At 54.9% G+C, this 12,264-nt stretch carries 14 protein-coding genes; all 14 read left to right on the top strand.

Going from position 1 to position 12,264, the window contains the following annotated elements; translation table 11 throughout:
- The first annotated feature begins 50 nt into the window (after positions 1 to 50).
- A complete protein-coding gene (locus tag G538_RS0110710) occupies positions 51 to 1,340 on the top strand; it encodes a glutamate-5-semialdehyde dehydrogenase (RefSeq protein ID WP_029069319.1) in 1,290 nt (429 codons plus the stop codon).
- 539 nt (positions 1,341 to 1,879) lie between these two features.
- Complete coding sequence (locus G538_RS16335) at positions 1,880 to 2,026, top strand: hypothetical protein (protein WP_169514114.1); 147 nt, start codon at positions 1,880 to 1,882, stop codon at positions 2,024 to 2,026.
- 41 nt (positions 2,027 to 2,067) lie between these two features.
- Positions 2,068 to 2,676: a nicotinate-nucleotide adenylyltransferase gene (nadD, locus tag G538_RS0110695; RefSeq protein ID WP_029069318.1), complete on the top strand. Its 609-nt coding sequence runs from the start codon at positions 2,068 to 2,070 to the stop codon at positions 2,674 to 2,676.
- Positions 2,677 to 2,679: 3 nt separating this feature from the next.
- The gene (locus G538_RS0110690) at positions 2,680 to 4,392 is read left to right on the top strand and encodes a hypothetical protein (RefSeq protein ID WP_029069317.1); all 1,713 of its coding nucleotides are present in this window, start codon (positions 2,680 to 2,682) and stop codon (positions 4,390 to 4,392) included.
- Between the two features lie 30 nt (positions 4,393 to 4,422).
- Entirely contained in the window at positions 4,423 to 4,848 is a 426-nt protein-coding gene (gene rsfS, locus G538_RS0110685) for a ribosome silencing factor (protein ID WP_029069316.1), read from the top strand.
- A 52-nt stretch (positions 4,849 to 4,900) separates the two neighbouring features.
- Entirely contained in the window at positions 4,901 to 5,578 is a 678-nt protein-coding gene (locus G538_RS0110680) for a histidine phosphatase family protein (protein WP_029069315.1), read from the top strand.
- A 173-nt stretch (positions 5,579 to 5,751) separates the two neighbouring features.
- Positions 5,752 to 5,991 (top strand): hypothetical protein, encoded by a 240-nt coding sequence (locus G538_RS0110675; protein WP_157544432.1) that lies wholly within the window; start codon positions 5,752 to 5,754, stop codon positions 5,989 to 5,991.
- Positions 5,992 to 6,186: 195 nt separating this feature from the next.
- Positions 6,187 to 6,810, top strand: coding sequence for a DUF6318 family protein (locus G538_RS0110670; RefSeq protein WP_084618345.1), 624 nt, complete (start codon positions 6,187 to 6,189; stop codon positions 6,808 to 6,810).
- A 56-nt stretch (positions 6,811 to 6,866) separates the two neighbouring features.
- Positions 6,867 to 7,391, top strand: coding sequence for a hypothetical protein (locus G538_RS18355; RefSeq protein WP_029069312.1), 525 nt, complete (start codon positions 6,867 to 6,869; stop codon positions 7,389 to 7,391).
- A gap of 391 nt (positions 7,392 to 7,782) precedes the next feature.
- Complete coding sequence (locus tag G538_RS16330) at positions 7,783 to 8,409, top strand: DUF6318 family protein (protein ID WP_035834116.1); 627 nt, start codon at positions 7,783 to 7,785, stop codon at positions 8,407 to 8,409.
- A gap of 404 nt (positions 8,410 to 8,813) precedes the next feature.
- Complete coding sequence (locus tag G538_RS18350; RefSeq protein WP_051196974.1) at positions 8,814 to 9,308, top strand: PKD domain-containing protein; 495 nt, start codon at positions 8,814 to 8,816, stop codon at positions 9,306 to 9,308.
- Positions 9,309 to 9,559: 251 nt separating this feature from the next.
- Positions 9,560 to 10,120 carry a DUF6318 family protein gene (locus tag G538_RS17455; RefSeq protein ID WP_157544430.1) on the top strand — a complete coding sequence of 187 codons (561 nt, stop codon included), beginning with the start codon at positions 9,560 to 9,562 and terminating at the stop codon, positions 10,118 to 10,120.
- A 202-nt stretch (positions 10,121 to 10,322) separates the two neighbouring features.
- Positions 10,323 to 10,940 (top strand): DUF6318 family protein, encoded by a 618-nt coding sequence (locus G538_RS0110640; protein WP_169514113.1) that lies wholly within the window; start codon positions 10,323 to 10,325, stop codon positions 10,938 to 10,940.
- 575 nt (positions 10,941 to 11,515) lie between these two features.
- Positions 11,516 to 12,148 (top strand): DUF6318 family protein, encoded by a 633-nt coding sequence (locus G538_RS0110630; RefSeq protein ID WP_084618343.1) that lies wholly within the window; start codon positions 11,516 to 11,518, stop codon positions 12,146 to 12,148.
- Positions 12,149 to 12,264: the final 116 nt, after the last annotated feature.

Genomic DNA, 12,264 nt, shown 5'->3' with positions numbered 1-12,264 from the left:
ACGCGAAAACACCCTCGCACCTCACCCACACCTCCACTAGGGTGGACCCCATGAACGATTCGCACGGACACACCGCCGAGATCGACCAACAGGTACGCGACATCGCAGCGCGAGCACAAATCGCCGCGCGCACCCTCGCTACCGCAACCCGAGCCACAAAAGACGCAACACTTCACGCACTTGCAGATGCCCTGGTCACCCACAGTGCCCGCATCATCGCTGCCAACGCCGAAGACCTCCAACGCGGACGCGACAACGGGATGACACCAGGCTTACTTGACCGCCTCGAACTCACCGAACCGCGCATCGCGACCATCGCTGACTCGCTACGCGAGGTCGCCGCACTCCCAGACCCCATTGGTGAAGTCATCCGCGGGTCCCGCCTGCCCAACGGGCTGCGCCTCAGCCAAGTACGCACCCCCATGGGTGTGGTTGGCATGATCTATGAAGCACGCCCCAACGTCACCGTCGACGCCGTAGGTCTCACCCTGAAATCCGGAAACGCTGTGATCCTGCGCGGTGGAAGCGCCGCCGCACGCTCCAACGAAACCATTGTGGACGTCCTCGCCGACGCTCTCACCGCACAAGGCCTGCCACGCGACCTCATCCAATCAGTAGACCGATTCGGGCGCCCAGGGGGAGTGGCGCTCATGCACGCCCGTGGCCTTGTTGACGTTCTCGTGCCGCGTGGCGGCGCTGACCTTATCAACACTGTCGTGCGCGAAGCTACCGTTCCTGTCATCGAAACGGGTACCGGAAACTGCCACGTTTACGTCGACAACACTGCTGACCTTGAGATGGCAGTCAACATCACCATCAACTCCAAGACCCACCGTGTAGGCGTATGCAATGCCGCCGAAACCCTCCTCGTACACCGGGGCATCGCTGAAACGTTCCTCCCCGCTGTGTTTACGGCGCTTGCAGCTCACGATGTCACCGTCCACACCGACGATGCCGCCGCTGGTTTTGCGCAAGGCACCGGGGTGAACGTGGTCGCGGCCAACGACGACGACTGGGCGAAAGAGTACCTGTCTACTGACTTGGCTGTGCGCGTGGTTGATTCACTCGATGGCGCTATTGACCACATACGCGAGTGGACGTCAGGGCACACTGAGGCGATTGTGACCTCGACGTATAACAACGCTGAACGTTTCATTGCGGAACTTGATTCGGCGGCGATTATGGTGAACGCTTCCACTCGATTCACCGATGGTGGGCAGTTCGGACTAGGGGCGGAGATAGGTATCTCTACCCAGAAACTTCATGCACGCGGACCCATGGGTTTGCCAGAACTCACCACAACTCAGTGGATTGTTCGAGGTGAAGGGCAAGTCAGGTAATAAACTCTGAGCAGCGTTGATATGGGGTAGGGAGAATTTCTTCCTACCCCATATTCAATTCCCTGAAACATCGAGTTTACGAAGTAACTATCACCTAGTTATACGCTGGTGGGCGTGTTGCCGTTCTGAGGCCGTAACTAGTGAGTCGCTGGCCTGTGACGGGGCAGGTCAGAGGCCGGTTCTTCCTGACATACCGGGGTTTTTGTGGTGTTCATGGCAGCAGCCACTACGATGCTCGGGGGTGTCGGTGTGATGGAAGAGAGGGCAAGTTTTGTGTCGTGTGGACAAGATCTCACCTGCTGGAAAATTGATCCCACAAATGCGCTGTGACCGGCGATGATGGTGTTTTATTTTAGGCATTGTCCCTATTCAATTGTGCATTGTTTGCGTGGTAGGGTTGAACGCTGAATCATCGCAATCCATGGGGCATCAAGTGCACGTGAAAACACTGTGAAAGTGGAGTTCCGCATCACAGGCGCCGATGCTCCTCGTGAGAGACTTAAGACTTGTCACCGAGCACACCACCAGTGGAGGACGTCGTGTCAACAGCAGTACTCGCCGCAGAATCAGAGATCGTGAACCACCTGCCCTTTGAGCCCATTGCATACGGCATCGTCACCTTCTGCCTCTTTGTTGTTGCACTGGGCGTGACCTACGCTTTCCGTTCCACCGGTACCAAGCACTGACCACAGGTCAGTGACACAACGGGACGTAGAGAACGCAATCAATGACTAAACAACGACGCCGTGTTGGGGTAATGGGTGGCACATTCGACCCAATCCACCACGGACACCTCATCGCTGCGAGTGAAGTCGCGGCGCGACTCGACCTCGAAGAGGTGGTGTTTGTCCCCACCGGGCAACCGTCGTTTAAACAACACACCAAGGTCACCCCGGCAGAACACCGCTACCTCATGACCGTCATCGCAACCGCATCGAACCCGCGTTTCACAGTGTCCCGTGTTGACATCGACCGCCCAGGGCTTACCTACACTGTGGACACCTTGCGTGACCTCACAAAAGAACGCCCCAACGACGAGTTGTACTTCATCACAGGGGCTGATGCACTAGCACAGATGGTCACGTGGAAAGATGCGCATAACCTCTGGGAAATGGCGCACTTTGTGGCGGTAACCCGCCCCGGTCACCCACTGAACGTTGATGGTATCCCTCCCAACGCAGTCCAAACAGTCGAGATTCCAGCTATGGCTATCTCATCCACGGATTGCCGAGCACGCGCCCACGCGGGACTCCCCGTGTGGTACCTGGTCCCCGATGGCGTCGTCCAGTACATTGCCAAGCATGGCCTCTATCCGCACGAGGCAGTCGAGGTTTAATCCATGAGCAACCAACACCCTTCACACCCATCAGGTCGCCCGCTGACACGCCGCGAAATGCGTGAACTGGCCGCCCAAAACGCCTCCGGCGCAGAACAAAGTTCCCCCCAAACAGCTTCACCGCCGCAGGGGCAAGGACCAGGGACACAGGGTGGCGGTGGCGCTCCGAGCCGGTCCGGTGGGTACGCCACATACGGGCAACAAAGCAGAGAAACCGGTGTGCGGGCATCAAGCCCAACATCGCGGCGCTCCATGTATGACACCTCAGCCTCCGGAATACCCCAAGTACGACCACCGCAACAATCTGGAGCGGTGCGAACCCTGCAAGAAACCGGTGTGCTCTCAGGTTTGCAAAACCCCGCCGAATACGGCCAGCAACCACCAACGTATGGCAGCCCAGGTTCACGCCCCAGGCCACACGAGCAATCCCAGCAGATGCCTACCCGTAGTTCCTCACCACAAGGTAGCGGGCCACAACGCACAGGCGGGCAACCAACTCGGCAGGCAACCGGCCCCCAGCAGGGCAGCGGTTATGGCACAGGTGCACAACCAGCCGGGTCGCAGAGTTATGGCGATCAACAGGGAAGCTCAGACCCCGCTTCGATGCCGCAACTGGGTGACTTTCTGCGCCAAGCTCCAACGCATGGGCAGCGAGGCAGCCAAGGCAACGTGGATGACCCACGTGCACGCCAACAGGCGTTAGAACAAGCACAAGAACAAGCAGCGGTTCTCCCACACCTGGGGAACCCTGCAGCATTCGGTGCTTTGCGTGAAGAACCCCGCCAAGACTTCCTACCCACGGACCGCACCGGTGCCGCAGCACGGCAAGACCTCCCTTCACGGGCATCGGCATATGGGGCGCAAGCCCCAACCGCTCCACCTGCTTTCCCCACGTTCGGGACAGTACCGACCGACAACGACACACAACCTGGGTTGCCAGCCTTTCCTGGGCCCTCAGCGCCTTCTGCGCAGGAAACCCAGCCCGGTCTGCCCGCATTCCCTGGGCCCTCAGCGCCCTCCGCACAAGAATCAACCTCAGCGTTTCCTTCGTTCCCAGGACCAACTGCCCGCACTGCGCAGGAAACTCAGCCCGGTTTACCTGCATTCCCTGGGCCTTCAGCCCCCTCGGCTCAAGACACTCAACCAGGATTGCCTGTATTCCCGGGGTCTTCGTCACAATCAGAAGAAGAATCAACCTCAGCGTTCCCACCTTTTGGGGCGCCATCACCAAACCCCGCTGCGAATAGCGGACCACCAGCCCGCCCTTCACGCAGCGAACGCAACGGTGGCCCCGCTGCAGCACCCGGCGCTGGGCTCGGCTGGGGTGGAGGCACCGCACCTGCCGAAACCGCAGCTGACGCGCCTGCTTTCCCGCCACTAGGCGGAGGCGCACAAAATACCGCGCCAGCATTCCCACCCGTTGGGGGTCAGCAAGCAGACGGTTCACCGTGGCCGTCGGTGCAGCCAGGCAGCGGCCCACAAGCCGCACGCCCCTTTGGCGGAGCACCAGTAGGGCTCGACGATGACGACGACGATGATGACGAAGAATTCCAGCTGGACCACTCATACACGTGGCTGCAATACATCATTCTGGTCGCAGTGGCTCTGGTCCTCGGTATGATCATATGGCAGGTGGGTCTAAAAACTCCTGGCGCTAACCCTGAACCACAAGGCGAAGCATCAGCCATAACTTGGCTCATCAACCCTGACATCTAACACCCTGACCTGGGTGATCAAAGGAGTATCGTGGCAGCAACAGACCACGCCATTGACCTTGCCGTGGCCGCGGCGCGTGCCGCATCAGACAAGAAGGCGCAAGAAATCATTGCTTTGGACGTGAGTGACCACCTGGTCCTCACCGACGCCTTTGTCATCGCATCTGGTAATAACGAGCGACAGGTCTCCGCGATCGTCGACTCAGTGGAAGAAGCCCTTCACAAACTAGGCAACAAACTGATCCGCCGTGAAGGTAAAGGCGACGCCCGCTGGGTGCTGCTCGACTTCGGCGACATTGTTGTGCACGTACAACACCAAGAAGACCGTGCGTTCTACGCATTAGAGAAGCTCTGGGCTGACTGCCCCGTTATTGAGCTCCCAGAAGATGCCCGCGGTGGGGACGGAACAGCTGAGGAATACGAACTCGACGAGTTCGGCTTCCCCAAAAACCTGTAACACCCCGACAGCCCACCTGACAGTGGGACGCACCACGTGAAGGGAACACCGCGTGCCGGTGAAGAACATTGTGCTCGTCCGCCACGGGCGCACCGCCTACAATGCTGCGATGCGACTCCAAGGGCAAGTGGATATCCCACTGGACGCCACCGGTGTGTGGCAAGCACAAGAAGCAGCAAAAGTTCTTGCAGCAAGCCCACTGACCACGCCACTGGTCCTCGCATCGGACTTAGGGCGCGCCCAACACACGGCGCACCTCATAGCCCAAGAGCTTGGTGTTCCCGTCACCACGGACCCGCGGCTGCGCGAACGCAGCTTCGGGCCGTGGGAGGGCCTCACTCGCCCAGAAATCGAAGAACGCTGGCCAGGGCAATACGCAGTGTGGGCAGGCGGGGCTGAACCAGACGTACCGGGAATCGAAAACAAAAGCGTTGTTGCTGAGCGTGTTGCCGAGGGGATTCTCACCCACGCTGACAGCGACCTCGACGCACGAGACCTCGTTGTTGTGTCACACGGGGCAGCGATCTCCTGCGTTATCTCTTACTTCCTCGGGCAAAACGCCTCCACCTGGCGTGGGCTCGCAGGAATGCGCAACGTTCACTGGTCAGTGCTTTCCCGTAACACAGCAGCCGGGGCAAATCCTGGTTGGCGCCTCATCGAACACAACGCCGGACCATCAATGCTTCACGGCCCGGACGTGTGGAATGACGGCCCAGATTCCGTGCAATAACGCGGAAAGCCCCGCTCCTGAGGCGGTGTAGTTTCTCAAACACCGAGGTGAAACTGGCCGTTGACGTGGTGGGGTGGTCTGAGACGTGGTAAACCAGCAGTACAACACTTCACCGTGTTTGCATGCCGCAAGTTGTTGTGTGTGAACACCAACACCGAGAAGAGGGACCGGCTGTGACGAACAGCGTTCACGGTGTGTGGCCAGACCTGCTGGTTGGCCTCACCGATGAGGAGCAACACAAACTGCGGGAAATCGCCGACGCGGAACGCCTCGAAGACTGGCAGCCACAAGCTGACTTCCTCGAACTCCTCGTTCGACGAGTGCGCGGAGACATCAACGCAACACAGGTAATGAACGCATTAGCGCACAGCGGGGCGGAAGAAGACGCTTGGCTCCGCTCCGAACCACGCTAGCCGAAACGCAACCCTCAGCAATGACATGACGATGCCCTCCCTGGTAACAGGGTGGGCATCGTTGTGTTTGTGGTGATATCACGGTGGTGCATTGGGGACGATGGTCTTATCACGGCTGCGTGTGGGGGGTGGGGTTGTTCACAGGGGAGGTGTGCCGATGGTGGCTCGTTGAGTGGGTCGGAGAATATGGTGGGCATGTTCTCTTCTATTCGGCGTAATGGCTTTGGTGTTGGTTCTGCACGGCTGATTGGTGGTGTCATCGTTGGCGGTTTGTTGCTAGCTGGGTGTGGGGGCGCGGATGAATCTCCAGCGCCTGCACCGTCAACCCAAGTCGAGCAGGAGCCTACCCCTACTGAAACAAAGGAAACGGCAGTTCCCGAAACAGCAGACCCCGAAGAGCGCCCGGTGCCTGAGGAACCTGAAGCGATGAAAACGGGCGACAAGGCTGGGGCTATCGCAGCAGCGAAATTCTTCGTCGAAGTCATTGAATATGACATGCACACCAGTACTACTGACCTCTTGGAGAAATACTCTTATGAAAAGTGTAATATGTGCATTGAGTACCAAAAGACAATTGAAAAGAGAAACAAAGACGGAATCAAAGTAATTAGCTCGGACTATGAAATAAAGGATTTGGGGTCGGTTTCGCTCTGGGGTAAGAAACAGCTTACTTGGGAAGTCCCGCTAGAACTTTCAGTGCGTGAAGAGTATGTAAACTATGATGAACAATATCACGCAGATCATTCATTACTATTTTATGTTACTTACTTACCCGAAGGCTGGGTTTTTACCGAAGTAACTCCTGCGAGCGCCCAGTGAACTTAATTTATACACCAATTCTCATATGTTCGCTTTTTCTTCCAGCTGAAGTGCCCGTGGACATCTACCAGCCTGTTTATGCTGAACCAGGATCGTTTGATGTCCTAGGGCACGGTGAAATTGAGGAGGAAGAGGTCGAGGCCTCACACGTGTCTTCATCCAACGCAGTGAGCGAGAACAACAATGATACTTTCGTTTTGCCTGCTGGTGCTGTTCGGGGTAGGTGTCCTGAGGGTTCGGATGGGCAGGATGTTCTTGTGTGGGTTGATCATGTTGCTGAGCAGGGCGGGAATAATATTGCTGGTGCATCTGAGGGGGTAGGCGCTTACATTTTCTACTGTTTCCCAGACGTGGAAGAAGTAAGCGGTGAGCCGATTGTGATTTCGGTGTCGGTTGAGGAGTTTCGTCGCCTGCCACTAGCTGGTTCGGGGATTGTGATAGAGCCTGATCGGGATGATTACATCATTCGGTTACCCGTCATTGGGTTAACAGACCCGTCCGCGCAAGTGCTGACCACAACGATTGTTGGAATCAACGTTGCAGTGCGGGCAACGCCCGTCGAATATTCGTTTTATGTGTGAGGGCGTTCATACCCTGACCAAACCGTCGAACACCTCTACACCGAGCTCGGTGACTTCACCATTAGCCTCACCACCACGTGGGAAGGCGAATTCTCCATCGACGGTGGTGCGACCTGGCTTCCCATCAACGGGACAACCACAACAACAGACACCGCTGCTCCCATCCGTGTCGAAGAACGCGTTCCCCTCCTCGTCAACGGCGACAATACCTAAACCCCAGCACCACGATGCCCTCCCTGGTAACAGGGTGGGCATCGTTGTGTTTGTGGTGATATCACGGTGGTGCATTGGGGACGATGGTCTTATCACGGCTGCGTGTGGGGGGTGGGGTTGTTCACAGGGGAGGTGTGCCGATGGTGGCTCGTTGAGTGGGTCGGAGAATATGGTGGGCATGTTCTTTTCTTCGCGTCGTGATGGTTCCGTAGTTACTGCTGGTGTTGGTCGAGTTGTTGCCACCGTCTTGGTCGGCGGTTTGTTGCTTGCTGGGTGTGGAGGTGCGGAGGAGCCTCCAGCGCCTGCACCGTCAACCCAGGTTGAGCAGGAGCCTACCCCTACTGAAACGACGGAAACGGCAGTTCCCGAAACGGTAGAGCCCGAGGAGCGCCCTGTTCCTGAAGAGCCTGAAGCGATGAAAACGGGGGACAAAGCTGGTGCTATCGCCGCAGCAAAGTTCTTCGTCGAAGTTATTGAATATGACATGCACACCAACACAACCGAGCTTCTAGAAAAATATTCATTTGAAGAATGCGGTAGGTGCAACTACTTAGTCAGTTTGATCGAGGAGCGTGTGGACCAAGGTAAAAAGTCTGTTAGTTCCAGCTATTCCGTCACCGAAACTGGTGAGCCTGAGTTCGTAGGCCAAGGAGTTATCATGTGGCTGGTTCCCGTGAATATTTCTATACACGAAAAGTTCGGAGAGGAACTAGAAGAATACAAGGAAGAAGTCAACCTTGGTGTAGCGGTAATGTTCGATGAAGGCAAATGGACTCTCGTTGAGTTGGAGAATGTCCACCTATGATGGGCGCATTCCTTTACGTTACAGCACACTTAGCACTCGGATTTCCTATATTTTCTGAGCCCAGCGACCGGGGAAGCGTAATTGTTCCTAAATGGAATGAGCCTGGATCGGTTGACATTGATGGGGTGGACAAGGTAAATAAAACACCGAATGGAAATGGAGCGAAAACATCCTCTGGAGACAACGGTTCTCAAAATACAACCGATCCGAAGCCTGATGCTGAACAGCGTGTGAATCCGAATCCTTATGGTTTGCCTGCGGGTGCTTTGCTAGGAACGTGCCCTGCAGATGTTGAGGGACAGAATTATTCGTTGTATGTGGAGAATACTTCCGCTCGAAGGCTCGGTAATAATTTGCCTGCTGGAGAAGGGGGGAGTGGGCCTGGGTCTTACGTGTATTACTGTATGCCTGAGGGCGGTGAGCTTGGTGGTGGTGAGCCGATTGTGATTTCGGTGTCGGTTGAGGAGTTTCGGCGTTTACCTCTTGTGGGTTCGGGGATTGTGATTGAGCCTGATCGGGATGATTATGTTATTCATTTGCCGGTCATTGGGAAGACTGATCCTTCGCCGCAGATCCTGACCACCACGATCCTTGGTATTGGTGTCGCTATTCGGGCAACCCCCATTGAGTATGCGTGGGATTTTGGGGATGGCACTCAACCATTGGTCACCACAGATCCGGGGCGTTCATACCCAGACCAAACCATTGAGCACCCCTACACCGAGCTTGGTGACTTCACGATTAGCCTCACCACCACGTGGGAAGGTGAATTCTCCATTGACGGGGGAGCGACCTGGCTGCCCATCAACGGAACAACCACAACCACAACCACTGACACCGCTGCGCCTATCCGCGTCGAAGAACACGTACCCCTCCTCGTCAACGGCGACAACACCTAAACCCCAACAACACGACGCCCTCTATAAGGCGCTAGGCAAAGCGTGTTACTTCCGAGTTCTCAATAGCGTCGCGGTCGCGGTGCGGTATCACGGTGGTGTGTGGGTGTTGGGGTTGTTCACAGGGGAGGTGTACCGATGGTTGTTAGTTGGGTGTGGCGGTGAAGATGGTGGGCATGTTCTCTTCTACGCGTAGTGATCGTTCCCTGGTAAATACTGGCGCGGGGCGTGTTGTTGCCACCATGTTGGCCAGTATGTTGTTGCTTGCTGGGTGTGGAGAGGCGGAGGGGCTTCCACTACCTACGCCAACAACCCAGGTTGAGAAGGAACTCGCTTCCTCGGACATAACAGAATCGCTACCTCTCGAAACATCATTGCCAGAGGAGCGCCCAGTTCCTGAGGAGCCTGAAGCGATGAAAACGGGTGACAAAGCTGGCGCTATCGCAGCAGCGGAATTCTTCGTCGAAGTCATCGAATATAGCCTTGGGACAAACTCAAGAGCCTTTCTTTCAGAATACTCATATGAAAGGTGCACTAATTGCAATCACATGCTCGATCTAATTGACCAGAGGATTGGGACGAATTTCAGTTCAATAATAACGGATTATAAGATCGTGTCCGTAGGCGAACCAGAGTTCGTTGGCAAAGGTGTGATAATTTGGCGAGTTCCAATTGACTTAAAAATCGAGGAAATGCTGACTGGGGAGGAAGAGTCGCGAGTTACTGAAGTTACGCTAAATGTTTTTGTAAGTTTCGAGGCAGATGTGTGGGAGCTTACTGAGGTTGAGCCTGATCTTGAAGGGCGAGGAAAGTGATCGAGATCTATTATCTATGATCTACGGTTGCTTGTGCGGATGTGAGTGAGCGACCTCCGCCCATTCCTGACATGAATTGCCTCGACCTTGGTTATGTTGGGGGTCACGGTGCGGTATCACGGTGGTGTGTGGGTGGTGGGGTTGTTCACAGGGGAGGTGTGCCGATGGTTGTTGGTTGGGTGGGGCGGTGATGATGGTTGGTATGTTCTTTTCTTTGGCTCTTAATGGTGCTCCTGTAACTGTTGGTCGAGTTGTTGCCACCGCGTTGGCAAGTATTTTGTTGCTTGTTGGGTGCGTAGGTGCCGAGGGGTCTTCAGTGCCTGCGCCAACGACCCAGGTTGAGGAGGAGCCTGCCCCTACTGAACCAGCGGAAACTGATGCCCTTGAAGTAGTTGAGCCTGAAGAACGCCAGGTGCCTGAAGAGCCTGAAGCGATGAAAACGGGTGACAAGGCTGGTGCTATCGCGGCAGCAAAATTCTTCGTCGGGGTTATTGAATACTCTATGCACACAAGCAATACCGACCTTCTTGAAGAGTACTCATACGAAAATTGTGGCAGATGTAATCACCTCATCGATCTTGTTGAAGAAAGAGTTTCGACCCATCAAAAGTCTTTAGGTTCTTTTTACACAATAGAAGAACTCAACGAACCTGATTTCGTTGGTGAAGGTGTTCTAATGTGGCTTGTTCCGGTTGAGCTTTCCATAGAAGAGAACCTCGAAAATTCCACAGATGTCGTGATTCAAAATCCCTCTCTTGACTTTGTTGTTCAGTTTATTGATTCGCGATGGATATTAGTCGAAATAGAAACGGGCTCGTGATCTGTGGAAGTGTAACACTATTTTTGCTGGTAATACTTGACTATCCGATTCAAGCTTTCGTGAATAGGGCTCGGATACAGGTGGTCCGGTGATCGGCGCGTTGATGCTCCAGCACGGGTGGGCGTCTAGGGTAATGCGCTAAACGGGCATCGTGGTTGAAATAAAGGTAAGAGCCTTGATGCGGAACCTACTACTGAACCGAACTTAAATCCGAATTCTTGATTTTGCCTACTGAAGATACGGTTTGAGAATGCTTGGGGGCTATGTTACGTACTGCTTGTCTGAATTCAAGTCACTTGCTGGTAGTGGGTTGGGATGGCGCATCACCTAGCTCTCTGTCGCTTGATAGGACTATCACCGCTTCTTCATGCTGTTCATAGCAAGTAGCTTCGCACCTGAGGTCAATGGTGACCCCATCGTAGACATATTCGATCATGAGTGGATGGCCGAGGTGTAAGGAAGTTGCTTCGAATCTGTGCTGCTGCGGTATCACGGTGGTGTGTGGGTGGTGGGGTTGTTCACAGGGGAGGTGTGCCGATGGTTGTTGGTTGGGTTGGTCAGAGAAGATGTTGGGTATGTTCTCTTCTATGTGGCGTAATGGCTTCGGTGTAGGTTCTGTGCGGCTTGTTGCTGCTGTGGTTGTTGGTGGTTTGTTGCTTGCTGGGTGTAGTGGTGGGGAGGAGCCTTCAGTGCCTGCGCCGACAACACAGGCTGAGCAGGAACCCGCTGACACTGAAACGACCGAGACGAGTGCCCCGGAGACGGTTGAGCCTGAGGAACGCCCCGTTCCTGAAGAGCCAGATGCGATGAAAATAGGAGACAAGGCCGGTGCTATCGCAGCAGCAGAGTTCTTCGTCGAAGTCATTGAATATGATGCTGTGCAAAAAGACTCAAGTTTTTTCTCAAAGTATGCATTTGGAGAGTGCACCTGGTGCAATGAGTATAAAAAGAATCACCAAAAAAGGTCGGAAAGTGATTTCAGTCTCACCAGGTACGTCTTTGATGCTGAAGAAATAGTCGATGCGTCTTTCGTTGGTGAAAATTCAGTTATGTGGTCTATCCCAATCAGGGCAAATATATCCTCCGAGTACACATCCACCACAGATGGTGAATTGATCAAGACAGATCAAAAACTAACCGGTGATATGTATGTAGGTTTCAACGATGATGGATGGTTGTTAGTCGAAGGAGATTTTCTTGTCGAGTAGTCTAACAATCTTCATTTTGGCTGCACTCTACTCTTTCAGCCCGACGACGACGCAGAATCCGCTTGGTGGAATTGAAGTCACTCCATCCTCAGATGGGTTTAATTTGGGAGGTAAGG

It is taken from the genome of Jonesia quinghaiensis DSM 15701, assembly GCF_000423205.1.
GTDB lineage: Bacteria > Actinomycetota > Actinomycetes > Actinomycetales > Cellulomonadaceae > Jonesia > Jonesia quinghaiensis.
This window is presented reverse-complemented; position numbering and strand designations above follow the sequence as displayed.

Bases quoted from the DNA above. Each gene is read 5' to 3' on its own strand.
- G538_RS0110710 (WP_029069319.1), top strand. From the start codon at position 51: ATGAACGATTCGCACGGACACACCGCCGAGATCGACCAACAGGTACGC.
- nadD (WP_029069318.1), top strand. From the start codon at position 2,068: ATGACTAAACAACGACGCCGTGTTGGGGTAATGGGTGGCACATTCGAC.
- G538_RS0110690 (WP_029069317.1), top strand. From the start codon at position 2,680: ATGAGCAACCAACACCCTTCACACCCATCAGGTCGCCCGCTGACACGC.
- G538_RS0110670 (WP_084618345.1), top strand. From the start codon at position 6,187: ATGTTCTCTTCTATTCGGCGTAATGGCTTTGGTGTTGGTTCTGCACGG.
- G538_RS16330 (WP_035834116.1), top strand. From the start codon at position 7,783: ATGTTCTTTTCTTCGCGTCGTGATGGTTCCGTAGTTACTGCTGGTGTT.
- G538_RS18350 (WP_051196974.1), top strand. From the start codon at position 8,814: ATGCCTGAGGGCGGTGAGCTTGGTGGTGGTGAGCCGATTGTGATTTCG.
- G538_RS17455 (WP_157544430.1), top strand. From the start codon at position 9,560: ATGTTGTTGCTTGCTGGGTGTGGAGAGGCGGAGGGGCTTCCACTACCT.
- G538_RS0110640 (WP_169514113.1), top strand. From the start codon at position 10,323: ATGTTCTTTTCTTTGGCTCTTAATGGTGCTCCTGTAACTGTTGGTCGA.
- G538_RS0110630 (WP_084618343.1), top strand. From the start codon at position 11,516: ATGTTCTCTTCTATGTGGCGTAATGGCTTCGGTGTAGGTTCTGTGCGG.